Origin of the sequence: Colwellia asteriadis (assembly GCF_039523295.1) — a bacterium.
GTDB classification, from domain to species: Bacteria; Pseudomonadota; Gammaproteobacteria; order Enterobacterales; family Alteromonadaceae; genus Colwellia; species Colwellia asteriadis.
Map to the genome: position 1 here is coordinate 104,769 of NZ_BAAAFA010000009.1, position 26,323 is coordinate 131,091.

Sequence of the window (26,323 nt, forward strand, 5' to 3'; positions counted from 1 at the left end):
GCAACCAATAAAAAGCCTGTCAACATTTGTTGTACAGGCTTTTTAGTATAATATTTAAAGGGTTAGTTAATCTGAACTTAGGTTGGCTTATTACCAGAAGCTGCGCATCGCTAAGGTTAAACCCCAGCCTGCATATTCGCCGCCATCGTTAGCACTGTCTTGCATTTTTGCGTAATGTACACCGGCCTGAAATTTCAATTTATGGCCATTAACTAGATAGTTCATACCGCCATAAACCTCTTGGTATTGATCGCCTCGGCCGCTGACAATGTCGCGATCATAACGACCAAGTCTTACGCCATTATTATCTTTACTGTTTAGATAAGTATAACGAGCAACCCAAATCAATTTTTCTGTTTGTTGCAAAGTTGGCATTAACACCATTCCAAATAGGTTACTTTGACCTAAGTCACCTTTGCCCCATGAAATATCAGTATCTAAGCCCCATGCTTGTTGCTTTAATTTACTTGATACACTGACTATTTGAGAAAATTTTCGAGTATTACCATGTTCATGAGTATCGTTGTAAACATAATCTATACCCAGCTCGCCTTGCTCCCAAAGTGCATTTTTTTCGAGTTTTTTTGAGGTTGATAAAAGTGCGAAGTAACTTGCTTCTTTTACTGATAACTCATCAGAGCCATCACTTGAAAAGACACCTGTTTTATACTTCCAGCCATTGCTTAAACTGCTCTTAACGCTAACCCCTGTAAAATATTCAGCAGTAAACCATAAGTTATTACTAAGGTTATTACGTTGCGGCGTTAATAAACGATTTGACGAGGTTTTACCGTCTAAGGTAAAGCCGGTAGACTGCTTGAGAAATTTTAGCTCAGTATTTTTATTTAGCGCCCAAGCAACATTGGCATCGGTTAAACGACGATATGAGTCATCAAGACTAGTATTTAGGTTAAAATCACCTTCTAACGCGAACTTGAACTCGCCTTTTTTGGCTTTAAAACCAAAGCGAAAGCGTCGCCATTCGGTGTCATTAAATTCACCTTGCTCAGCATCAACCCAAGTTGAGTCAAGCTGTAGTCGACCAGATAGCTTAAAATAATCACCTTGTTCATTCTGATAAAGCTCAGCCATTTTCCAAGCATCGTTGAAGCTAGTATCACTTGATTGATTTGAAGGTGCTGCATATGCATTTAACGCGCTAACGCTGCTTAATGCGCCAATCACCGATAAAGTTAATAGGTTTTTCTTAGATATCATTTTCACAGTAGTCTTTTTCATTTTGAAGTTGAATGGTTAAGTTGAATGGTTAAGTTGAAATTTGCCAGCGTATTTATTACCCGAGCAGATAATGCCAACTTAATTCATTAATAGATGACGTTATGATTACAATTACAACATTTTTATGTGACAAGTTTGTGACATGAGTGGATTATGACAAAAAAAAACACTCGCTATCAAGACAAAGCGAGTGTTTTTAGTGTTAGGCTATTATGGTAACCGTCTTATTATTAGAAACGGTATTCTGCACCAGCGTAGTAAAAGGCGCCATTAAAGCCAAAAGGAGCTGAGCGACGAGAGTAAGTAAATACGCCAGGGCTACTAACAATTACGTTACCGCTAGCATCAACAATAGTCCCTGTTCTCGAGTTACCTATTTCGTTTTTATCAGGCATGACATCAAATAAATTATTACCACCAATGTTAAATGATAATTGCTCGTTAACCTGATAACTAACACGTAAATCGGTTAGTATTTCAGCACCATAGGTTTGTCTACCACCATCGGTAACTGTGTATTCGCCGTAACGGTTAAATGCTAGATTAACGGTAAAGTCATTAATACGATACAAACCTGATAAGCTAATTCTATCTTGGGGTTGCCACTCTTCAATAATAGAAATATCTTGCTCGGAGAAAATATCCTCAGGTGGAATATCACCTAAGCCGCTATCGGGTGGTGTGAATATATTAACCACATCGGTTTCAGTAAAATTGGCTGCAAAGGTTAAGTCTAAATCACCACCGAGCATTTCACCGTTCCAAGTAGCAATAATATCTACCCCTTGTGTTTCTGTATCTGCACCATTTAGGAAGAATTGACCACCACCTGCGCCTGAGGCTTGCAGTGCAGCATCTAAGGCTGGAGATAAACCTTCACCCAACGAGTTACTTAAGACAATACGATCATCAATATCAATGGTATAAAAATCAACGGTTAAGTTAATACTATCGGCTATTCTAATCACGGTTCCTAAGCTAAAGTTGGTTGACTCCTCTTCTTTTAATTGTGGGATACCAATGGCTTGCGCTAAGTTACTATCGTTTCTAAATGTTCCCACTTGAACAGCAATTTGATCGCCATCAGGATCATTCGGGTTGGTCTTAAACTGTGTACTAATATTATTAAAGTAGAGCTGCTGCATTGACGGAGCTCTAAAGCCGGTACTCATTGCACCACGTAATGCAATATCTTCGGTAATTGACCAATTCGCGGCAAGTTTGAAATTAGTGCTATCACCAAAGCCGTCATAATCATCGTAACGCACAGCGCCACTAACAATTAAATCATCGGTAATTTCCGTTTCAGCATCCAGATAAAATGAAATAACATCACGGGTTTCATCAACAGCCGATACCGGGCCTATACCGCCAAAGCCTTGAGTACCAGCACTTCTATCGGTGGGAAATAAGCTAACACCATTTACGGTGTCGTAATCTCTATATGAATATTCTGCGCCAGGGGTTACTTTGTAAGTATCAGTGCGAATTTCAGCGCCCATTGCCAATGAAAATAAGTCAAAATCTTGAGTATAATCAAGATTCAAGGTTGATAAGCTTAGCTCCAACCCGTAGGCAGAAGCTTCGCTAGGTACTGCAGCGCGAATTTCATCAGGAGTAATACTCGCTAAGGAGCCATCGTCATTGTACTGTAGTGCATTGGCATACGATGAATTAATCGTGTTGCTGGTGGTGTAATCAATGGTGTTTTGACCATAAGTGTAAGAAAAATCTAAACTGGCACCATTGTCAAATTCAGTTAAGTAGCCAAAGTTGTATGACATATCTTTAATATCTGAATTTATTTTAGGTAGAAACCCCATAGGAACAGTCGCGTCACCATCTTGTAGTGGCGCATTACCACCGGTATTGTTGTTATGACGAAAGAATGCGGCAGACTCGTTATCGCGATTAGAGTAGGTAATAAAACCATAAAGCTCACCTTCACCAAGCTCATAACCGGTATTTACGGTTAAACCAAACTGTTCAGAGTCGGCATCACCAATTCGAAAGGTATTACGAGGTGCCGTTGCTTCTCTTGGATCGCCAAGTAGTGAAGTACCATTACCTAAATCAGTACATCCCGAGAACTGACAAGAGCCATGCAAACCTGCGCGATTAGTAAAACCTCTATCTCTAAAGTTAAGGGTGGTATTTAAATAGCCTTTATCGCCAAGTGCAAAGCCTTTTGAAATATCTATGTTAGTGGTTTCTCCATCACCTTCTGAATATTCACCGTAAGAAAGTGCGACTTTACCGCCTTCATCAGCGTCATCAAGAATGATATTAATAACACCAGCAATAGCGTCAGAGCCATACTGAGCGGCAGCGCCATCACGTAACACTTCAATGCGTTTTATTGAGGCGGCAGGAATCGCATTCATATCTGTTCCCGCGGTGCCTCGACCAACAGAGGTATTAATGTGAATAAGGCTGGCTTGATGACGACGCTTGCCGTTTACCAATACTAAGGTTTGATCTGGGCCTAAACCCCTTAACGTTGCTGGTCTGAGTGCATCAGTGCCGTCACTAATGGCAGAGCTTGAAAAGTTAAATGAAGGTGCAATTGCTTGCAGCATTCTACCAACTTCTGTTTGACCTGTGTTTGCTAGTGCTTCTGCTGAAAGAATATCAACCGGCACTGGTAACTCATCAACAGAGCGACCACTGACGCGGCTACCAATAACAGATATTTGTTCTACGTCTTCTAATGAGGCTTTTGAGGGCTCTTGGGCTAAAGCACTTTGGCTAGCTACACCAAGTAAAATAGGTATTAGTGTGGTATTTATTATTTGTTTTTTACGATTGTACATTGTGAATATTCCCTATCATGTTTAGTAACTTAACTGCGTAAGCTATTAACAACATCGATTAACGTCCGTATTATTATCATTTATCGGTTGTAATCGAATAATAACCTTTTAATTCATTTACTTGCTAAAGCGTAGTCGAATAAAGTTAAAATACAATGTTTTTAAATAACTTGAGGGAAGGAGAGTGCCTGATAAGAAGTAATGCGCTGAGTAAGTCGAACTCAGGTTGATCAATAAAGCAGCCATAAAAGCGCGCTATGCAAATAATAAAAAACCGCTGCTATGTTAGTAATTAACCTGAGCTCGGCTTAACAAATGTTTCTCTAGCAGCTACTTTTCCTAACTTCTTCGTTAAATTTACTTGCAATAGGCTAGCTATTGACGCGAAATTTGCCTTGAATTAAGAAAAACTATCAAGCTAGAGACTCAGAAAAGTAATTTTTCTGATATTTCAATTTGTTAAATATCTCTTAAACCGAGTTCAGGTTAATTAAACATGTGAGCGGCTTATTTATTGTTATAAAAATTTATTGCTATAAAAATTTATTTTTTAGCGCGTTTGGCTTGTTTTTTCGCTTGCTTTTTTGCCTTGGCTTTTTTCTGTGACGTGGTCAGTTTTACTTTCGCTTTTTTGTTAGCAACGCGGGACTCTTTATGCTTAGGGCGAAGCTCTTCAATAACACGGCGCGATAAGCGCTCGTCAACGTAACGCTCAATTTTACCCACAACAGGCATATCATGCGCTTCAACTAATGATATTGCCGTGCCTTTATTACCAGCACGGCCGGTTCTGCCAATACGGTGCACGTAAATATCTGTTTTACGTGGCATATCAAAGTTAATAACGTGGCTAATATCGTCAATATCTAAACCACGGGCGGCAACATCGGTGGCAACTAATACTTTGATTTCACCACTTTTAAAACGCTCAATGGCTTTGTTACGTTTATCTTGCGGCATTTTGCCTTCAAGCCACACACAAGGCAGCTCTTCGGCATATAATTTACCTGAAAGATATTGTACTGTTTCGCGTTTATTAGCAAAAACGACGGTACGATTAACGCCTTCTTGTTTAAGAATATGCACTAAAAGCTTTAATTTATGATCGCTATTATCAGCTAAGTGCAACCACTGATGAATAACCGCCTTTTCTTTACGTGACGGATTAGACTCTAAAAAGACTGGCTCATTTAATACTTCTTTAGAAAAGCGTAAAACCCCAGCACCTTCTAATGTTGCCGAAAATAACATGGTTTGCTTACGCCAGCGTGCTTCGCCAACAATACGATCAATAGTTTCTCTAAAGCCCATATCAAGCATTCGGTCTGCTTCATCTAATACGAGAATTTCAATTTCACGAGCATCAAATTGCTCATTCTCAATGTATTCTAATAAACGACCAGGGGTTGCCACTAAAATATCAGTGGTGCTATTTAAGATATCACTGTGACTACCATAATTAACGCCACCGGTAATAACACCCGTTTTAATATTGGTTAGTTCAGCAATTTTTTCACTGTCTTCACCGATTTGAATCGCTAATTCACGGGTTGGCGTTAAAATTAATACGCGAGGAAAGCCCGGTTGTGTTCTTGGGTAATCAAGTAAGTGTTGAGCAATTGGCAGTAAAAAAGCGGCGGTTTTGCCGGTTCCTGTCGGCGCAGAAGCAAGAATGTCTTTACCTTGCATCGCCTCAGGAATAACTAACTCTTGAATAGATGTTGGTTTGGTATAACCCGCTTTTTTGACACTGGCTAATAACTCAGAGTCGAGATCAAATTGCTCAAACATAGGGAATAATTCACTAACTGTTAAATAAATACAAATATGGCGGCAATTATAGTGACTTTCGTGCTTGCTGTAACCCTTTAATCGTTAATGCTGGTCAATTACGGGTTAGAGTAACTCGCTATATTCAAGTAAAATTTGCTCACACCACTGCTCGATACGTTCATCGGTTAAATTATATTGGGTATCTTCATCTAAAGATAAACCAACAAAGTGGCTTTCATCGTCACTCAGTGCTTTTGATGCGGTAAACTCGTAACCTTCATTTGGCCAGTAACCAATAACGTTAGCCTGTTGAACAAGTACTTGCTCGTGGAGCATACCTAAAGCATCTTGAAACCATTCGGTGTAACCAATTTGATCGCCCATGCCATACAAAGCAACAATTTTATCTGATAAATCAAGCGAGTTAATATCTTGCCAAATAGACTCCCAGTCTTCTTGTAGCTCGCCATAATCCCAGGTAGAAATACCAAAAATAATGAAGTCATAATCAAGGCAGAGTGAAAGTGGCTGATCTTTTATATTAAATATATCAACTAAATCTTCACCTATTGCTGCTTGTATTTTTTCAGCAACTATTTCAGTGTAACAAGTGGTTGAACCATAAAATAAGCCTATTTTCATTTGCGATCTCGTTCGTTGGATTTACATCAATAATAAAATGGTGTTGTGTAACTTTGTGCTCTAAGTGCTTAGTTACCTAGATTTAGTTACTTAAATTTAGTTATCTAGCGTAGTAAGTCATCATACTTAGTAACACTTTCGCTGAGTTTATCAGAAGATATGCCTTTAGTTTTGCTATTTATCCGATAAAATAACCGTTTTAGCTAAAAAAATTGCAATATGTTTAACTAGGCTGTAATTTCACACGCTAAAGTACGGTCTTTAATGAAAGCTTAATTTTATTCGTATTAATACATCACCTTTATGGAAGTTTCTATGCACAGCAAATTTATTACCTATGTCATCACCGCGATAGTATTTATTGTACCGACCACGTTAGCCCAAGTAGCTATTGCGAATGAAAATGTACCCGCTTTAATCGCAAGCTCTCCTAGTGACAAATTTGATGCGCAAATGCTAAAAGAAGTCGTTGGAAATAAATTAGGGCTAAATGTAGTTAAAGTTGAAAAAACACCAATGAATGATTTAGCGGCTATTCATACCGAGCAAGGACTTTTCTATTCTAGTTATAACGGTGAATTTTTAATTCATGGCAAACTTTATAGCATTAAAAATGAACTGACTGATTTAACCGAGCAAAGCTTAGCTGCTATACGTCTTGAAGGGGTAAAGTCATTTGCTAATGATGTTATTACGTATCCAGCTAAAGATGAAAAATATGTAGTGACAGTTTTTACTGATATTACTTGTGGTTATTGTCGTAAAATGCACGCTGAAATGGCTGAGTATAATAAACTCGGTATTACCTTTCGCTATTTAGCTTATCCGCGCTCAGGTATTAACGATCGTTTAGGTAACTTTACCGATGGCTTTAAAGATTTACGCTCAGTGTGGTGTAATGATGACTCTGCCGATGCGTTAACACGAGCAAAATCAGGTGCAGGTATTGCTTATAGAATTTGTGATAAGCCTATTGAAGCGCAATTTAACTTTGGTCGCCAAATTGGTGTTACAGGTACACCAGCAATTATTTTGCCTAACGGTATGATGGTGCCAGGTTACAAGCCGCCAGCACAACTTGAAGCAATATTAAAAGAAGTTTAATGTAAGAACCTTAATGTAAAGCCTTACATTGAAGTGTCATATAAAAAGCAGTGATCACGATCACTGCTTTTTTGTAACTGGCTATTGAGTAAGTTTTTTAAATTACAGTATTTTATAAAAAAGATAAGAAGATTAGTAACCTATGAGTAAAAAAATAATTCGTCGCACACCAGTAGACTATAGCCATTTACCTCCTCATCTTCCTGCAATTATTAAACAAGTTTATGCCGCGCGAGCCGTTAAATCAGCAAGCGAACTTGAACTTAAAGTGAATAACTTACATGGTGTTACCGAACTTGCTTCATCATTAATGGGTATAAATACTGCCTGTGAATTGCTGTATCAAGCCTTAATCAACAAAACACATATTATTATTGTGGGTGACTTTGATGCCGATGGTGCTACGAGCACCGCTTTAATGATGACAGCGTTTAACTTATTTGGTAGCACACATCATAACTTTATTGTGCCAAATCGTTTTGAATACGGTTATGGCTTAACTCCTGAAATAGTTGATATTGCAGCAAGCCAAGGAGCGCAACTGTTAATTACCGTCGATAATGGTATTAGCTGTATTGCGGGAGTGAAGCGCGCTAAAGACTTGGGAATGCAAGTGATTGTTACCGACCACCATTTACCAGGACATAGCTTGCCTAATGCTGATGCTATTGTTAACCCTAATCAAGTCGGCTGTACCTTCCCAAGCAAATCGCTTGCTGGTGTCGGTGTCGCTTTTTATGTCATGCTGGCGCTAAGAAAATATTGTCGCGAGCAAAATTATTTCAGTGAATATCACATCCCTGAGCCTAATATTGCGCAGTTACTTGATTTAGTTGCCTTAGGTACAGTAGCTGATGTGGTCTCACTTGATGGCAATAACCGTATTTTAGTTGAGCAAGGCTTAAAGCGTATAAGAGCAGGGCAAACTCGTCCGGGTATTCAGGCATTGATTGAAATTGCTAATAAAAACCAACAACGCTTAGTGGCGAGCGATTTTGGCTTTGCACTCGGCCCAAGAATTAACGCGGCTGGACGTTTAGATGATATGGCTTATGGTATTAACTGTTTACTAGCGAGTGATTTATCAAGCGCAAGGGTAATGGCGGCAGAGCTTGATGATTTAAATAAAGCACGTCGTGAAATAGAGCAGGGTATGCAAGGTGAGGCTGAACGGGTGTTAAGTTCACTTAACTTCGATGCGTTTAACTTTAATGAAACGAGCACAGCAAAAGACAATAAAGCTGACTTTCCAAGTGCCATTGCACTGTATCAAAAAGATTGGCATCAAGGGGTTATTGGTATTGTTGCCGGGCGTTTAAAAGAAAAATTTCACCGTCCCTGTATTGTTTTTGCCAATGGCAGTGATGATGAAGTCAATGATGAGCAGTCGAGAGAAATAAAAGGCTCAGCGCGCTCTATTCCAGGGTTACATATTCGAGATTTATTAGAACATATTGACAGTCAACACCCTGGGCTTATTCTGAAATTTGGTGGCCATGCCATGGCGGCAGGTTTATCAATAAAACAGTGTGACTTTACTCGTTTTCAAACTTTATTTGACCAATTAGCTAGTCAATGGCTTAAACCTGAAGACTTACAGAGTATTATTTTATCTGACGGCGCTTTGCCGGTTGAAAATTTGAACCTAGACTTTGCTGAATTACTCAGAGATTCAGGACCATGGGGACAAAACTTTCCTGAGCCATTATTCGACGATACTTTTACTTTAATTCAGCAGCGCATTGTTGGCGAAAAACATTTGAAAGTTGTGGTGCAAAAGTCGTCTAACGGAGGGAATCAAGTGTTTGACGGTATTGCTTTTAATATTGATATTAACGCTTGGCCTAATACTCAAGCTACACAAGTGCACTTAGCTTATCGACTTGATGTGAATGAATTTAGAGGTAAACGTAGCGTGCAATTAATGATTGAAAATATCACCGCGGTGTAACATACGTTTATTATTATAAAGATAATGTAAATTTAGATATTGCGACAACATCGTGAGAAAGTAATGGAAAATTCACTCGCAGCTATACCGTTAGCCAACCTTGCTATTGCATTTTTACCTGTATTGTTAGTGCTTATTATTTTAGTGCAATGGTCACTGCCTACTAAAAATACCTTACATGCCTTAGTGCGTATGCTAGTGCAATTATTGTTAGTCGGTTATGTACTCAGTTATATTTTTGAAAGCGATAATGCTTGGGTAATTGGCTTACTATTATTACTGATGATAGCTGTTTCAAGTTGGATCGCGCTTAATAATATTGAGCAACCTAAAATAGTGTTATTTAAGCAAACCTTTATCGCAATTTTTATTAGCGGTGTTTTTATTCTAATTGTCATAACACAAGGTGTATTACATTTATCACCTTGGTACCAACCGAAGGTTATTATTCCATTAGCAGGAATGGTTTTTGCTAACTGTATGAACAGTGTCAGCTTATCAGGAGAGCGATTTTTTTCTGAACGTCAACGTGCACAAACCTATATTAATGCGCGTAATATTGCCTTTAAGGCCTCAATGATCCCTAATGTTAATGCGCTTTTTGCGGTGGGAATAGTATCACTGCCGGGGATGATGACGGGGCAAATACTCGCAGGGGTATCCCCATTTATTGCCGCACGTTATCAAGTTATGGTGATGTGTATGATTTTTGCGTCAGCTGGCTTAGCTTCAGCTATTTTTTTAAGGTTAAATAAAGGTTATAAGTAGTTAAACATGGCCTTCTAATTTATCTTTATTTATTGCTGCCAAACTTCATTGCACTGCCAGCTATCTATCCATTGCGGTATTTCATTGGCGGGCATCGGCTTGGCAATACCGTAGCCTTGTGCTAAGTCACAACCAAGCTTTAATAATGCTTTACCATGTTCAATTGTTTCGACACCCTCGGCTATGACGTTACGCTTGAAAGATTTAGCTAAAGCAATAACCCCTTCGACAATTGCCGAATCATCAGGATCGCATAGCATATCTCGTACAAAGCTTTGATCTATTTTAATCAGGCTTGCAGGAAGACGTCTCAGGTAAGTTAAAGATGAATACCCGGTACCAAAGTCATCTAACGCAAAGTTTACGCCTAATTTTATGCACGCATTCATTGTAGCTGAGACATGGCTTATGTCGTCTAGAGCACTTGTTTCAAGCACTTCTAGCTCTAAGAGGTGAGGCTCAACATCTGGATGGCTTTTCAGTAACTTTATAATGTTTTTAGTGAACTTAGGTTGCTGTAACTGTACAGCAGCAATATTTACACTGATATTGAGCGGGGGATGAAGCCCCTGTTTTTGCCATTGACTAATTTGTGTTAAAGCTGAATTAATAACCCATTCACCCATTTCAATATTCATAGGGTTGTTTTCAATAATGGGTAAAAACTCAGCTGGGCTTAATAGCCCTTTTTTCGGATGTTGCCAGCGGATAAGAGCTTCAAAACCAATTACAGTACCAGATCTCATATTCACTTTGGGCTGATAATGAAGTACAAATTCATTATGATCTAAAGCATGACGAATAGCATTGAGGCCCTCTCGTTGTACTTTTACAGCATCATCTTGAGCTATATCAAATAGATGGTGGCGATTTTTACCCCTTTCTTTTGCAATATACATAGCTTGATCAGCATGACGCATGAGTTGATCGGCATCAACGTTATCTTGTGGATAAAGAGTTACTCCAATGCTAGCGGAAACATTTAAAATGGCACCATTAACCATAACGGGATCCGATGCAGCTAATAAAAGACGCTCTAATATAGGCACGTAATCCATTGGGGTAATTTTTTCCGGCAAGTTTGTTAATACAGCTACAAATTCATCTCCGCCAATACGAGCTAAGCTATCACCTTCGCGTAATGATGCTTTCATCAACCCCGAAAGAGAAATTAGCAGTTCATCACCGATGTCGTGACCGTAAGCATCATTAATCGCTTTAAAACCGTCTAAATCTAGAAAAACTACAGCAAGAGACTGCTTTTGACGATTACACTGTAATAGTGCTTGAGATAGGCGATCTGCAAGCAATACCCGGTTGGGTAAATTAGTAAGTACGTCGAAATGTGCTATATGCTCTAACTGTTTTTGGTATTCTTTCATTGAAGTAATATCATTAGCTAAAATAACATAATGGCTAATTTTATTATGCTCATCACGTACAGCACTAATAGTTTGCATTTCTGTATATTTTTTTCCGCTTTTATGACGACTAACTACCTCGCCGATCCAGTAGCCGTTAGCATTAACCTCTTCCCACATCACATCATGAAATTCGGGCGAATGAACATCAGACATTAAGGACTGTGGTTTTTTTCCTAATACTTCCTCATGATAGTAACCTGATACTTCACTAAACCGAGCATTAACATTAATAATATGATTATTTTCATCAGTAATGATAATACTTTCTCGCGCATGAGAAAATACGCTAGCAGCGAGCTTTAGTTTGTCTTCAGTATGTTTTTTTTCTATAGCAATACTAGCTAAACTTGCAGTTTGCTCAATTACGGTAAGGTCTGCTTTGGTTGGTGCATTAATTTCATTATGGTATATAGCAAAAGTACCTAAAACGTCTCCCTCTGTAGATCTTATTGGCTCTGACCAGCAAGAAGCTAGCCCAGCTTCTTTAGCTAATCCTTTATAAGGCTCCCAATAAGGGTGACTTTCAATATCGTCTACAATAATACGCTCATTCATGAAAGCTGCTGTACCGCAAGAGCCAACACCGATGCCTATTTCGACGCCATGAATAGCTTCACTATAAAATGTAGGAAGACGAGGGGCAGAGCCACTTATTAGATGTTGTCCTGAATTATCTAATAGTAAGATACTACAAATCATCTCAGGGTTATCTTGCTCAACAAGGTGCAAAATTGCATCAAGAATAATAGCTAGTGGCTTACCACTAGTAATAAGCTCTAATACATGGCGATGAGACTTTTTACGTAATTCGTTTTTTTTACGCTCAGTAATATCGTGTATGACGCCAATCAGGTAGCGATTACCTAAATTATCGGTGAAGCGACTTTTTCTTGTACTAATTATCTTAACTTGCTCAGCACTAAGGGTAAGTGTTTCTTCGCATAGAATCTCCTTTCCTTCTTCAAGGACTTTTTTATCAATAGCAAGAAAGTGCTCTCTTTCCGATGGGGGGACTTTTTCAGCTAACGTTTTACCTATGATGCCTTTTCTTGATAGCCCAAATAGTTGGCAAAAAGCGTTATTAACTAGTATTAATTTACACTCATTATCTTTTACAAAGATAGGATCTCTTGTATTAGTGAGAATTGCATGAAGGTAAAGCTTCGTTTGTTCATTATTTATGAAGGTTAACGTTGACGTATCTTGGCTTTCTTTAAACGTCATTTAGTCTCTTCCTTGTGAAATAAAATTATAATGTTAAAGCTATTGTTAGGTATATAACCTGAACGCGGTTTAAGAGATATTTAATAAATTGACTTAATTTGTTTTATAAAACCTATCATTCGTTAGTTTTAAATATAGCAAAGAGATTATTTTATGAAAGTTATATAGCTTATTAGCCCGTATTACTTACTAAATAACCTGAGCTCGGCTTAACAAATGTTTATCTAGCAGCTACTTTTCCTAACTTCTTCGTTAAATTTACTTGCAATAGGCCAGCTATTGACGCGAAATTTGCCTTGCTTATCATATGAAAAGAAGAAAAACTATCAAGCTAGAGACTCATAAAAGTAATTTTTACTGATATTTCAATTTGTTAAATATCTCTTAAGCTGAGTTCAGGTTAAATAATAACAGTAATCAGATTTGATGAATTTCGATTTTCATTAAGACGCCTATTTTTAAATCACCGATAATGTCACGATAAGTTTTACATTTACTATTTGATTTTTAACGGTTTATTTTTATTTTCGTTCAGTAGTATAAAAATTATATTCTTGCAGAATAAAAGGTGCTACATTCTGCAAATCACGATACTTTCATCGATTATCACGAACTCAAAATCCGTCCTACATCAACTGAAAAAATCCTAAAGACTACGTATCGCGATAATAACTTTGGTCTAATTTTTTTAAGGAATATCAAACGTGTATAAAACACTTATTGTAGTGGATGATGAATACGTTGCATTGGATAAAGATCGCAGCGATGTGATCAGTTTTGAAAAGTATTTACGTGAGTACCCAAAACTAAATGAGCCGAAAACACGTATTATTAATTTATGTGACACCGAACAATACTTAAGCAAAGGTTACTATTGCTCACTATTGGCAGAGGCGCGCAACCATATTGTGTTACCTAGCGTAAAAACTATTAATGGTTTACGTAATTTAGCGCATGATAGCGATAACTTTGCGGTATTATCACATTTAACTATTGGCCTTAATACGGTTACTAATAAACATGTGTTTTTTGGTAAAAGTGATAGCAGTGAGTTAGATAAATTAACAGCAAAAATTTTTGCATTATACCCAGCCCCGTTATTAAATTTATCGGTACAACAGCTTAATGGTCAAGCAAATATTACCATTACTCGTATGTCATTTTGTGATCTTGATGAAGCGCAAAAGCAGTGCTTTTTAACACAACTTGAAGGCTTTAATAAAACCTTATGGCGAATTAATAACAGTCGTAAAAACTATCGTTGGGATATGGCTATATTAGTCGACCATCAAGATAAAGTGCCGCCAAGTAATAAAGAAGCTATTTCACGTTTTGTAAAAGCCGCGGCCAAATTTGGTATTAACGCCAACGTGGTAAGTATTGATCAAATTGATAATATCGCTCATTACGATGCTTTATTTATTCGAGAAACCACTGCGATAGATCACCATACTTATCGTTTAGCACGAAAAGCTGAAGATTTAGGGTTAGTTGTAATAGACGACTCAACCTCTATTTTACGCTGTTGTAATAAAGTGTATTTACACGATGCTTTTAATTATAAAAAGGTACGTAGTTTAAAAACTGAAGTGGTTAACAACCAAAGTGTAGAAACCATTACAGCACTAGAGCAAGCGTTTACTTACCCTGTGGTATTGAAATTGCCTGAAGGCTCTTTCTCTAATGGCGTATTTAAAGCGAAAAATAGGGAAGAGCTGTCAGCTAAATTAGACGAGCTATTAAAAGTGAGTGCATTGGTATTAGTACAAGAATACTTATATACCGAGTTTGACTGGCGCATTGGCGTATTAAACGGTAGAGCTATTTATGCTTGTAAATATTTAATGGCGCGCGGACATTGGCAAATTTATAACCACAGCGCTAAACGCTTTTTCTCAGGTGATTTTGAAACGCTGCCAACGTTTGAAGTGCCTAAATATGTTTTAGATTCAGCATTACGCGCAGCAAGTGTCGTTGGCACAGGGCTTTATGGCGTAGATATTAAGGCTGTTGATAATAAAGCCTATGTACTTGAAGTGAATGATAACCCGAGCATAGATTACAAAGTTGAAGATGCCTACCTAAAAGATGAATTATACATGCAAGTTATGGCAGAGTTTAATCGTCGCTTAGAAGAGCGTGGTCGATAATAATGGCTAACACACGGGGCAATGTGCATTACCGTATCGCACAAAGTAGCGATTTAAATGCTTTAGTCGCTCTAGAGAATAACTGTTTCGAGCAAGACAAATTAAGTAAGCGTAGTTTACAGCATTGGATCAAAGCGCATCACGGTATTTTATTAATCGCCGAGCGTTATATTGACGCGAGCTCTGAGCTTCAACAGCTTATTGGTTATGGCTTAGTTTGGTGTCATAAAGGTACGCGTTTAGCACGTTTATATTCTTTAGCGGTAGCGCCAGCGTGTCGAGGACAGCATATTGCCAGCGGTCTTTTAGCGCAACTTGAACAAGAAACGCTAATACGTAACCATTATTTTTTACGCTTAGAAGTGGCTAAGAACAATGGCGCAGCCATTAAGTTATACCAGGGTTTAGGTTATCGTGTTTTTGGTGAATACAGTGATTATTATGAGGATCACAGTGATGCTTATCGTATGCAAAAACAGCTATTACGAAAAACACCATCAGACTTTCAAACCATAACACCTTGGTACCAACAAACCACTGAGTTTACCTGTGGTCCAGCCTCATTAATGATGGCAATGAACAGTTTACATGCTCCAATAGTGATGACGCAGCGTTTAGAATTAGACTTGTGGCGTGAAGCAACCACCATTTTTATGACCTCAGGTCATGGTGGTTGTCATCCTGTTGGCTTAGGTAACGCTGCTAAAAAGCGAGGTTTTGACGCTAAAGTTTTTATTAACCAGCAAACTCCTTTATTTGTCGATGGAGTAAGAGCCCCTCATAAAAAGCACATTATGCAAAGTGTCCATCAACAATTTATTGAAGACGCTCAAGCGCTGGCGGTTGATGTGAGGTTTGATGATATTAATCAACACCAGCTGGCGAAATTACTCAGTGATGGCTATGCGGTTATTTTATTAATTAGCACCTACCGCTTAGATGGAAAAAAAGCACCGCACTGGGTTACCGTGACCGGTTTTGATGAATTATGCTTTTATGTGAACGATCCAGACTTAGACGATAAACAGCAGCTACCTATTGATTGCCAATATTTACCAATATCAGGTGATGACTTCGACAAAATGTCGATGTTTGGCGGTGGAAAACTACGTACTGCAGTGGCAATTAAACGATCGTAAAAGCAGAACATTACCATCGTTTACATGGCAGCAGCTATTCAATTTATAGCCGTTTATTTACCCCCATATTTACGTTACAATGCGCGACTATTTGCGTTTTGTCGCTTGCCGTATTTTTTGCGTGGTAATTTAAGTCAGTCAATGGCGTTATTAAATTAGCGTTGACCACGCGCTAGCAACAATCGCTAACATGCCATAACTATTAGGAATGTTAGCGGATATTTTTTCAAAACGTCTATGTAATAAATTGATATAATTACAATAATTTAAAGTATTCAGAAGGCTTATGTTCGAAACTAACCCAGTATTAAGTAAGTTAAAAGAAATTCGCGAGCGTGCAAACCTGCTTAGGGGGTACCTTTGACTACGATGTTAAAGCCGAGCGCTTAATTGAAGTTACCCGCGAATTAGAATTACCCGATGTTTGGAATGAACCAGAAAGAGCGCAAGCGCTAGGAAAAGAGCGTAGCGCGCTTGAAGAAGTCGTAAAAACTATTGTTGAGCTTGAAACAGGCTGTGAAGATATTGAAGGCTTAGTGGAACTTGCTGTTGAAGAATCTGATCAAGATACTTTTGACGATGCAACAGCTGAAGCCGAAGCGCTTGATGCCGTTTTGGAAAAATTAGAGTTTCGTCGTATGTTTTCTGGCGAGCAAGACGCCAACAACTGTTATTTAGATATTCAATCAGGATCAGGCGGCACCGAAGCGCAAGACTGGGCAGAAATGCTGATGCGTATGTATTTACGCTGGGGTGAAGCACATGGTTATAAAACCGAAGCCATTGAAGTTACTGATGGCGATGTTGCTGGCATTAAAGGTTGTACGATAAAATACACCGGTGAATTTGCTTATGGCTGGTTACGTACTGAAACAGGGGTTCACCGTTTGGTTCGTAAATCACCGTTTGACTCATCTGGTCGTCGTCATACCTCATTTGCTTCAGCGTTTATTTACCCTGAAATAGATGACAATATTGATATTGACATTAACCCAGCTGATTTACGTACCGATACTTTCCGTGCTTCAGGTGCTGGTGGTCAGCATGTTAACAAAACAGACTCAGCAATTCGTATTACCCATATTCCAACGGGCGCTGTGGTTGCTTGTCAGGCTGACAGATCACAACATAAAAACCGCGCGACTGCGATGAAGTTGCTTAAAGCCAAGCTTTATGAAATGGAAATACAAAAGCAAAACGAAGGCAAACAAGAATTAGAAGATGGAAAATCAGATATTGGTTGGGGCAGTCAAATTCGCTCTTACGTACTTGATGATAGCCGTATTAAAGATTTAAGAACGGGTGTTGAAAACAGAAACACTCAAGCCGTACTTGACGGTGATTTAGATAAATTTATTGAAGCGAGTTTAAAGTCTGGCTTGTAAAATTACTGAATTACCTTTGAACCTATTGAACAAATTACAGATAACTTTGGAAATAAAATGACAGATAAAGCCAATAAAACCAGCCAAGAAAATAATGCATCCGCAGCGCAAGATGAAAACAAGCTAATTGCTGAGCGCCGCGTAAAACTTGAGAAAATTCGCTCAAATTCTACGGCGAATGGTTTTCCTAATGATTTCAATCGCGAACATTTAGCGGCAGACATTCAAGCGGAACATGGTGAAAAAACCAAAGAAGAGCTTGAAACACTGCAACTCACTTATGCTATTGCTGGTCGTATTATGGCTAAACGTGGACCATTTTTAGTAATTCAAGACTCATCGGGTCGTATTCAAGGTTACGCTGAAAAAACTGTACAAAAAGAAATTCGTGAAAAGTGGGGCTCGTTAGATATTGGCGATATCGTAGGTATTAAAGGTATTTTACATAAGTCAGGTAAAGGCGACCTTTACGTTAATATGGACGAATACTCATTACTAACTAAATCACTGCGTCCGTTACCAGAAAAATTCCACGGCTTGTCTGATCAAGAAATGAAGTATCGTCAGCGTTACGTTGATTTAATTATCAATGAAGACACACGTAACACCTTTAAAATCCGTTCAAAAATTGTTGCGGGTATTCGTAACTTTTTAACACAACGTGATTTTATGGAAGTTGAAACGCCAATGTTGCAAATCATACCTGGTGGCGCAACAGCCAAACCATTTATGACGCACCACAACACGTTTGATCTTGATATGTATTTACGTATCGCGCCTGAATTAAACTTGAAGCGTTTAGTGGTAGGTGGCTTTGACCGTGTATTTGAAATCAACAGAAGCTTTCGTAATGAAGGTATTTCAACACGTCACAATCCAGAATTTACGATGATCGAATTCTATCAAGCCTATGCTGATTACCATGACTTGATGAACACTACTGAAGACATGCTTCGTACTATTGCGCAAGATGTTTTAGGTACAACGACTATTCGTAATACCGTTAAAAATAGTGATGGCGAAGTAGTAGAAGAGAAATTCTATGACCTAGGTAAGCCGTTTGCACGTCTTTCAATGGTTGATGCTATTTTACAATACGGTAAAGATCACCGCGGTGCAGAGCAACTTGATGAAGCAGCATTACGTGATCCAGAAAACAACTTTGATGCGATTAAAGCGATGGCAAAAGCAGTTGGCGTAAAAGAAAGTGATGCGTCTAAAGTGTGGGGACCTGGTAAATACATCTGTGAAATTTTTGAAGAAGTAGCAGAGCATTTATTAGACCAGCCAACGTTCATTACAGAATACCCGTGGGAAGTTTCACCGCTTGCGCGTCGTAACGATGAAAACCCATTCATCACAGATCGTTTTGAATTCTTTGTTGGTGGTCGTGAGTTGGCTAACGGTTTCTCAGAGCTTAATGATGCAGAAGACCAAGCTGAACGTTTCCAAAAGCAAGTAACAGAAAAAGATGCGGGTGACGATGAGGCAATGCATTATGATGCTGATTATATCAATGCGCTTGAATACGGTTTACCGCCAACTGCCGGTGAAGGTATTGGTATCGATCGTTTAGTAATGTTATTTACTGATTCACCAAGCATTAAAGACGTTATTTTGTTCCCACATATGCGCCCTGAAGCTGAGTAAATCGTTTAGAAAGGGATTTTAGTTACCCTGAACTTTCTTTCTCAAGCGACACGTAATAAAAAGCCAAACATATGTTTGGCTTTTTAATTTTAGAAAGTGCCTAAAGGTTTTAATTATTTTAGGTGCTTATCAAAAAATGCCAACATCTCCGTTAATGTTTGAATACGATGCTTTTGTACACTAAAAATTGAATTTATATCTGAACTTGTAAGTTCAAAAGTAGGACTTTACTTAAACTAACCATTTAGTACGCTAAGATGATGTTAACTACTGGTTATTTTTTAGGTCAGTAATTAGCCAATTGCTGACATTAAGCCTTTGCAAATTCAGGAGCATATTTACTTAAATATTAATCAAGACTTTCTGCTCGTCTGTTAGACGGGTGTAAGCTCATTGCTGCCATTGATTGATCATATCCAATACTAGCTAGCACAACAAAAGCCTTAGCCATTAACTAATAAGGCTGTTGCAGCTTATTGATAACGCAAGTGTGGCCTAATTAACTTTGTGTTGAATTCTTGGTCTGATTAATAGCTGATGTAGTTATTAATGCTATGTGTATAAAATTCACTACTATCAATGTAAGTATTATTTTTAGCCAAATAATTGTTTGGCCTGAAAGCAACATTAATATACATAAGCTAAAAGTGAATAATAAAAATGTGATTGCGGCAGCATATAAGTGATAGAAAAGCTTAAGGTAACCAGCATTGCGCCATAATGTAAAGCTAGGGTTGTTTGATACTGAAAGAATATAAGCCCCTATTGCAGCTATGAAACCTGTCATAGTCATACTGAATGACGTTAATATGCTAATCAATAAATCAGTATTTTTAGGAACTATGTGAGGAAAGAGTGATACACCAATACATTTAGTTATGATCCAATAAATAAAAAGTAAAGCAGGGCTAAGTAATGCAGATATTAACCATATTCCTCTTGCAAATGATTTGATTTCATCATTGGAAAGCTGACGCATGTTTAACCTTCACTCTCATCAATTAAGTAAGTGTCTTTATTTGAAAGTTTAGACCAATTTGAGCAAGAATGGTCAGTCGTTATCCTGTCACTAACACCTTCAATATATGCGTTATAGGCATCTACAATAGACTGATTGGCGTATCTTTTATCTTGAATTTGCATCTCTATAGAAGCTTTCAAATAAGGGTTGATGATGTCAAAAAGTATCATCGAATGATCTAAGAAATAATCTTTAATGTTTTCCTGAAGGCTATTTTGTTTTGCCCTAAGGTGTACTTCTGCAAACTCTTTGCCATTAGTATCTGATTGTATTAAATCAAGTAGTGGCTTAATGTCTTTTTCAATTCCATTTTTAATGCCAGTACGCTTTACACTGATACTAATTTCTACATTGTTATCAGGTGTGTTACTTGCTAATAAACCAGACAAAATTCCATTCATACTGGTTTTTCCATTTAGGATTACGTTAGCTTGCGATATTAGCTTCAACTTCCCTACAGATGACTTACTAACTTCACTTTGAAGTGGTATTACTTTTAGTTGGTATTTTTTTATATCAGGGCCATATATTCCATTCAATATTTCATTTAAGTAGTATTCAAGATCATCTACTGAAGCCCCGCCTAAAGATGAAGTAACACCAATTATAGGTTTACTCTTATCAAAATGGATGTATGTAACTTTTTCTAAACTATCACCGTCTTCTAAAACTTCATTTAAGTCCTTTATGACACCAGACCCTTTATTAAGAGTTCTATAATTGGCTAAGGACGCAGGTACCATCAAATAGTAAACATCGGGATAAATTTCTGCTTTAGCAAAATATAGATTTTTAGATGACTTATCATGATACTTTTCAAGAATTGATTTTTTACTTTGGTGCTTACAATAGACTTCAACAATGTCAGATATACAAATATTGCAAATTTTGCCAGTGTCTTTAAAGGTTATAGTGTATGCGTAATAATTTAGTTTCATGGCCTTTTATTAATCCGTGGCAGGGAATCCTATAAATCAACTATACCTTTAAAAATGATGTTCAGTCAAAAATATAATTGTCATAATTTTTGGTAACATAGGTGTAAATATTCATTAAAATGATTTAAAGATAACGCCTACTAGTTAAAAAGGAGCATTATCCATTAATTAGTAATTACTAATGACTGCAATGGTGGCAATTTTGCCAGTCAGGTTATTCAACTCATTGGTAAAATTTATAGTCAAACAATACATTTTATATCTGTGGGGAACGTCCGGTTTCGTATCTAAGTGAATATAAAATAGGATGATTTCAATCGATTGTATGACCCTTCTTTTACTTCTGAGGGAAGACTATTGGCTAGCTTTTGTTTTGCTTTAATCTCCATCTCTTTAACAGAGCAAGCATCACATAATATATTGACATCTTTTGCTAATAATTGATTAGACGTTGCTAATAGAAGCGTAGTTAAACCTATACCAGTTAGAACATTTATTTTTTTCAATATGTTTCCTTGAGCTTAATTGAATCACCAAATGATAGCCTGAGTAGTTACAATAGGAGCAGTAAAAATAATGCTAGCAGTAGGCGTTCAGAAAAGAGAAAGCCTCGTGTAAAGCGCCATAAAAAAAACGATACACGAGGCTTTATTATAACTTGAGCTAGGTTAATACTAATGCAGCTCGCATAGTATTTTGCTCGCTAATTAATATTGATAATTCAACGTTAGCTTAAAGTTTCGACCAACTTCATTATCGTTGTACTTTTCATTACCCCAGTACATACCAAAACTATTATGATCTTGATAAGCTTTATCAAAGATATTATCGACACCAAATTGCACCGATAATCCCGCGACTTCTACTGGGCTATAATTTAACCAAGCATTACTTACACCGTAGCCAGCTTTTAATACATCGTCATGCACTAGGTCACCTTGGCGATTGAAATAAGTATCGGTTAACTCTGCATTATCAGCTAAAAATGTATCCCAACCGATAACTAAACTATCACCTAGGGCATAATCAAAACTTAAATTTACACGTTGTGTGCCAGCAGTTAAAGCGTCGGTTACATAGCTTTGGTAATCTTTATCTCCTGTGTTGTAGCTATACTTTATAGATGCATTTAAGCCCTGATATGAGAGGCTAACGCCAGCTTCCATACCTTGCATTTCTAAATCGTGGGTTTTATTTAAGCTAGTATTTTTAGTTGGATGATAAAAGTGATCAATATTATATTGATAGACATTGGCAAAAATATTAAAGGAATCAATATTTGTTAATGATTGTAGATCATAAAGTACATTGAATTCGTAATGGTTACCTGTTTCTGGTTCAACATCAGGCGACTCTTCCATACCTTCTTGAATCATTAGGGTTTCAGGTAAACCCGGACCTTTAAAAATACGACCGTATGACAAGCCTAATTTTAAATCATCATTAGCCTGCCAATTAGCGATAAACTTAGGCGACGCTTCGCTAAAGCTAGTATCGTAGGTTCCACCTAAACTGTAGTCATCGTAACGCAGCCCTGGGATAAGTTGTACACTACCGAAGTTAAGTTCAGCTTGTACATAACCACTAATTAAGGTTGCGGTCGGGCCGTCTTCAAAAGAAATATGCTCGCTAAATTGGCTACCATCGCTTAGCGTATAATGAGCTAACCCTTTTGCTGAAATACTCTGTTCAGATTTAAAACTCTCAATACCATAGGTCCATGCGATATCTGAAATGATTGAAGTATTACGAATATTTAAACCTGATGTTTTATAATGGTACATGCGCTTAGGAGTCGTAGATGTTCCGTCTTTGTGCCATTTACCTTGCGAGTCTCGGTACCAATTATCACCTGTTGCTCCTTCACGCTCCATTTGCTTATCGTTGTAATAAACATTAATGTTTAAATCGAGTAGTGGATTTTCACTTACGTTATAATAATTTAGTGTATAAGTATCGCGGATATAACCGTTATAGCCTAAGTGCTCTTCTAATGTTTTTGCACCGGGCTTTTCACCTGAAAAGTTACGATTACCACCGTCATCATAGCGCTGAGCACTAAAATCAAACTGTTGTGTTTCATCAAAGTCGTAAACGACTTTAATCAAACCACTTGTCAATTCACTATGCTTACTAACAATAGGGTCATTATCTGGTGTTTCTATATCACCAGACTCATTCATATTAGCCATGGCTAACAGACTTAATTTCTCGGTTGCTCTGCCGTATAACGCAAGGTTAAGCTGTCTAAATTCAGTTGCTGTATCTGCGCTAGCTCCAGCGGTAAAACCAAACTTTTGCTCAGGTAATAATAAATCAGCAGGGTCTTTAGTTTCATACTTAATTGCACCTACATTGGCGCCATAACCGCTTAGCACTGATGATGCGCCAAGCAGAACCTCTACGCGTTTAAGCATATTAGTATCAACCATTTGGTTACCTGAGTGGTGAAACAGCTGGCCATCTTGGCGAGCGCCATCAATAGTCACATTGGCAGAATGTTCTTCAACGCCACGCACATAAACTTTTTGACTATATCTAACGCCATTGGCAACACTTACACCAGCAACTTTTTTTAAGGCACTTTTTATATCGTTAGCTTGAATGTTTTCGAGATCTTTCGCGCTAACTTCGGTGTTAGTACTTATTGCATCATCTGTAACTTTAGTTTCAGCTAAACGTTGTGCTTCAGCCGCTAAGGTTTGAGCGCTTAGAAATGAAGCGATAACAAAAGATAAATATTTTTTTTTCATGTTGTTCCTACAAAAATATATCCCATAACAGGAGTAGGTAAAAAAGAAACTAGATCCTAAATGATAATGATTATCATGTAAAGTCGTATTTAGGGCTTTAACTCTAAATAAAGTTCATTGATAAAAAATATAAATAACAACTTGTTAAGGGAGAAAGCGCTAATGGAACAGGTTTAATATGTTAATAACTTGTAAGTGATACTTTGCTTAAAGCGCTGTACACAGAGTGATACACAGTGCTTTTTACTTTTTTTAACAGTTAAAGCTATTTTTCTTGAGCGTAATTGCGTAAATTAGTGCGCTAATAAAAGTATGGTCACTTAAAACAGTAACCATGATAAAAATAGCCTTGTACTTGAGACCTTATTATAAAAATAACTCAATAAGTTATAGGCAATAAAACGCAAAAAATGGGGAAGTAAATGGGTGTTTCAAGAGGCGGCTTTAGCTCGCGATTAGGCTTTATTATGGCCGCTGCAGGCTCTGCGGTAGGGTTAGGTAATATTTGGGGCTTTCCAACTCAAACTGCTAGTAATGGTGGTGCCGCATTTGTATTGGTTTATTTAGTGTTAGCATTTTGTTTAGCTTACCCAGCATTTATGGCGGAGTTACTTATTGGTCGTTACGGTCAAGCTAACGCGGTGACCTCAATGCAAAAAATAGCGCGCAATACTAGAGAAAAACGTTTTGGTTTTGTCGTCGGTTTTGGCGGTATTATTTGTGCGGCACTTATTTTAAGTTTTTATGGCATTATTGCTGGTTGGATGATTTCCTATGCGGTAGAGCCTCTGGCTTTGTTAGCTGGTTTTAACGAATCGGCGAATTGGCTCACCAATCATTCATTGACACGTAATATTCTTTTCACAACATGCTTTATGGCGTTAACCATTTTTATTATTCGTCGTGGTGTTGAACAGGGGATCGAAAAGTGGTCGAAACGTTTAATGCCAATGCTCATTGGTTTGTTGATTTTATTAATTATTTACGTTTTCACTTTAGATGGTTCTAGAGCAGGCTTTGAAGCCTATTTAAACCCCGATATTTCTCGAGTATTAGAGCCTGATTTATTAATTAGTGCCTTAGGGCAGGCATTTTTCTCACTCTCACTGGGTACCAGTGTGATGATTATTTACGGCTCTTATATCGCGAAAAAAGAGAATTTAGTCACGTTAGGGGCACAAGTAACACTTATTGATGTGTCTATAGCCTTTTTAGCAGGCTTACTGATTATTCCTGCAATGTATGTTGCTCAAGCTCAAGGCGTTGCTATATTCGCTGAAGATGGTAGCTTAATATCAGGCTCTAACTTAGTGTTTACGGTACTACCCGCGTTATTTTCAGGTATGGGCTATGTGGGATTGTTTGTCGCTTTTGGCTTCTTTGTTTTAATGTCGATAGCTGCATTAACCTCTAGTATTTCAATGCTTGAAGGGCCTGTATCATTTGCTGTTGAGCGCCATGATATACCGCGTGAAAAAGCGACTACTATGATTGGGCTAGGTATTTTACTTTTAAGTACGATCATTGTTGTTAACTTAGATTGGATGTTAGATTTTGTTGCGATTTTATCAACACAATACGGCCAGCCAATTATTGCTATGTTATGTTGTATTTTTGCTGGCTGGGTTTGGCAGCGCAGCGGTATTCTCGCTGAAATAAAGCAAGGTAATGCGGAAGTAGAGCACAGTGTTTTTTGGAAAATTTGGCCTTGGTACACTAAGTTTGTTTGCCCTACGGCAATTGCATTAGTCTTTTGGCACTCGTTAGCAAGTTAAATGTAGTCTAATTAAGCCTTAATTTTAAAAAAGCAAGTGACTAAGCACTTGCTTTTTGCTTATTAGGGAATGGAAAAACGATTATTGTATTTAGTCACTCGCTACATTGCTATTTATATTACTAGCTACACTGTTATTGACATCGACATCGACATCGACATCCGTATTTACATCCATAAAGTGCCCATAAAATACTTTCGCAGTTACCAAGGCCTCGATTGGTTTTGCACTGGGGTAATTTGACCATTTCGCTTTAGATTTGGCGACAGCTGCTTCATCTTTCCATACTAAATACCAACATAACTGTGTTGGGTTATCAGTTTTTCGTAATATTTGATGTGAAATTAATAACTCTTGCTCAGCATTCATCTCTTTAAATAACGATAAACTTAATGAAATTATTTTTGCTTGATTGGCTGGCGGCACATCAAATACTGCTAATTCATTACAGTAGGGCATAGTTTTTCTCGTTTTTTGATTAGTTAACCTGAGCTCGGCTTAACAAATGTTTCTCTAGCAGCTATTTTTCCTAACTTCTTCGTTAAATTTACTTGCAATAGGCCAGCTATTGACG

At 37.8% G+C, this 26,323-nt stretch carries 18 protein-coding genes; 8 read left to right on the plus strand and 10 right to left on the minus strand.

The genetic code is table 11. The features are described 5' to 3' along the window. Positions 1–90 precede the first annotated feature (90 nt). The 4 genes from ABD005_RS13500 to fldB all read right to left on the minus strand — a co-directional run bounded on the left by ABD005_RS13500 (position 91) and on the right by fldB (position 6,467). Positions 91–1,218, minus strand: a complete 1,128-nt coding sequence (locus ABD005_RS13500; RefSeq protein WP_343818224.1) for a porin — start codon at positions 1,216–1,218, stop codon at positions 91–93. Positions 1,219–1,469: 251 nt separating this feature from the next. Beyond that, on the minus strand, positions 1,470–4,052 hold the full coding sequence (locus tag ABD005_RS13505) for a TonB-dependent receptor plug domain-containing protein (RefSeq protein ID WP_215981051.1): 2,583 nt from the start codon (positions 4,050–4,052) through the stop codon (positions 1,470–1,472). 543 nt (positions 4,053–4,595) lie between these two features. Continuing rightward, complete coding sequence (gene srmB, locus ABD005_RS13510; protein ID WP_343818029.1) at positions 4,596–5,843, minus strand: ATP-dependent RNA helicase SrmB; 1,248 nt, start codon at positions 5,841–5,843, stop codon at positions 4,596–4,598. Positions 5,844–5,948: 105 nt separating this feature from the next. Then, a complete protein-coding gene (gene fldB / locus ABD005_RS13515; protein WP_215981053.1) occupies positions 5,949–6,467 on the minus strand; it encodes a flavodoxin FldB in 519 nt (172 codons plus the stop codon). 315 nt (positions 6,468–6,782) lie between these two features. Here fldB and ABD005_RS13520 point away from each other — a divergent pair, with 315 nt between their 5' ends. The 3 genes from ABD005_RS13520 (at position 6,783) to ABD005_RS13530 (ending at position 10,290) form a co-directional block, all read left to right on the plus strand. Then, the gene (locus ABD005_RS13520) at positions 6,783–7,571 is read left to right on the plus strand and encodes a thioredoxin fold domain-containing protein (protein WP_215981054.1); all 789 of its coding nucleotides are present in this window, start codon (positions 6,783–6,785) and stop codon (positions 7,569–7,571) included. 142 nt (positions 7,572–7,713) lie between these two features. Then, positions 7,714–9,522 carry a single-stranded-DNA-specific exonuclease RecJ gene (gene recJ, locus ABD005_RS13525; RefSeq protein WP_343818032.1) on the plus strand — a complete coding sequence of 603 codons (1,809 nt, stop codon included), beginning with the start codon at positions 7,714–7,716 and terminating at the stop codon, positions 9,520–9,522. A 63-nt stretch (positions 9,523–9,585) separates the two neighbouring features. Then, positions 9,586–10,290, plus strand: coding sequence for an ABC transporter permease (locus ABD005_RS13530; RefSeq protein ID WP_343818033.1), 705 nt, complete (start codon positions 9,586–9,588; stop codon positions 10,288–10,290). A 29-nt stretch (positions 10,291–10,319) separates the two neighbouring features. On the opposite strand, the gene ABD005_RS13535 is transcribed toward ABD005_RS13530, so the two are convergent. Beyond that, the gene (locus ABD005_RS13535; protein ID WP_343818034.1) at positions 10,320–12,938 is read right to left on the minus strand and encodes a bifunctional diguanylate cyclase/phosphodiesterase; all 2,619 of its coding nucleotides are present in this window, start codon (positions 12,936–12,938) and stop codon (positions 10,320–10,322) included. Positions 12,939–13,642: 704 nt separating this feature from the next. Between ABD005_RS13535 and ABD005_RS13540 the strand changes: the two genes are divergently transcribed. The 4 genes from ABD005_RS13540 to lysS all read left to right on the plus strand — a co-directional run bounded on the left by ABD005_RS13540 (position 13,643) and on the right by lysS (position 19,262). After that, complete coding sequence (locus ABD005_RS13540; RefSeq protein ID WP_343818036.1) at positions 13,643–15,088, plus strand: RimK family protein; 1,446 nt, start codon at positions 13,643–13,645, stop codon at positions 15,086–15,088. A 2-nt stretch (positions 15,089–15,090) separates the two neighbouring features. Beyond that, on the plus strand, positions 15,091–16,227 hold the full coding sequence (locus tag ABD005_RS13545) for a GNAT family N-acetyltransferase/peptidase C39 family protein (RefSeq protein ID WP_343818037.1): 1,137 nt from the start codon (positions 15,091–15,093) through the stop codon (positions 16,225–16,227). Between the two features lie 286 nt (positions 16,228–16,513). Next, positions 16,514–17,612, plus strand: a protein-coding gene (gene prfB, locus ABD005_RS13550; RefSeq protein WP_343818039.1) for a peptide chain release factor 2 whose coding sequence is annotated in 2 segments (ribosomal slippage) — positions 16,514–16,588 and positions 16,590–17,612 — 1,098 coding nt in all. Because the reading frame shifts where the segments join, the coding sequence is not laid out codon by codon here. Between the two features lie 57 nt (positions 17,613–17,669). After that, on the plus strand, positions 17,670–19,262 hold the full coding sequence (lysS, locus tag ABD005_RS13555) for a lysine--tRNA ligase (RefSeq protein WP_343818041.1): 1,593 nt from the start codon (positions 17,670–17,672) through the stop codon (positions 19,260–19,262). Between the two features lie 499 nt (positions 19,263–19,761). On the opposite strand, the gene ABD005_RS13560 is transcribed toward lysS, so the two are convergent. The 4 genes from ABD005_RS13560 to ABD005_RS13575 all read right to left on the minus strand — a co-directional run bounded on the left by ABD005_RS13560 (position 19,762) and on the right by ABD005_RS13575 (position 23,974). Next, the gene (locus tag ABD005_RS13560) at positions 19,762–20,241 is read right to left on the minus strand and encodes a hypothetical protein (protein ID WP_343818043.1); all 480 of its coding nucleotides are present in this window, start codon (positions 20,239–20,241) and stop codon (positions 19,762–19,764) included. A gap of 2 nt (positions 20,242–20,243) precedes the next feature. Further along, positions 20,244–21,221 carry a hypothetical protein gene (locus tag ABD005_RS13565; RefSeq protein ID WP_343818045.1) on the minus strand — a complete coding sequence of 326 codons (978 nt, stop codon included), beginning with the start codon at positions 21,219–21,221 and terminating at the stop codon, positions 20,244–20,246. Between the two features lie 287 nt (positions 21,222–21,508). Next, entirely contained in the window at positions 21,509–21,727 is a 219-nt protein-coding gene (locus tag ABD005_RS13570) for a hypothetical protein (RefSeq protein ID WP_343818047.1), read from the minus strand. 201 nt (positions 21,728–21,928) lie between these two features. After that, the gene (locus ABD005_RS13575) at positions 21,929–23,974 is read right to left on the minus strand and encodes a TonB-dependent receptor (protein WP_343818048.1); all 2,046 of its coding nucleotides are present in this window, start codon (positions 23,972–23,974) and stop codon (positions 21,929–21,931) included. 422 nt (positions 23,975–24,396) lie between these two features. Between ABD005_RS13575 and ABD005_RS13580 the strand changes: the two genes are divergently transcribed. Further along, positions 24,397–25,749 (plus strand): sodium-dependent transporter, encoded by a 1,353-nt coding sequence (locus ABD005_RS13580; RefSeq protein ID WP_215978790.1) that lies wholly within the window; start codon positions 24,397–24,399, stop codon positions 25,747–25,749. Positions 25,750–25,839: 90 nt separating this feature from the next. Here ABD005_RS13580 and ABD005_RS13585 read toward each other — a convergent pair whose 3' ends face one another. Then, complete coding sequence (locus ABD005_RS13585) at positions 25,840–26,208, minus strand: hypothetical protein (RefSeq protein WP_343818050.1); 369 nt, start codon at positions 26,206–26,208, stop codon at positions 25,840–25,842. Positions 26,209–26,323 lie beyond the last annotated feature (115 nt).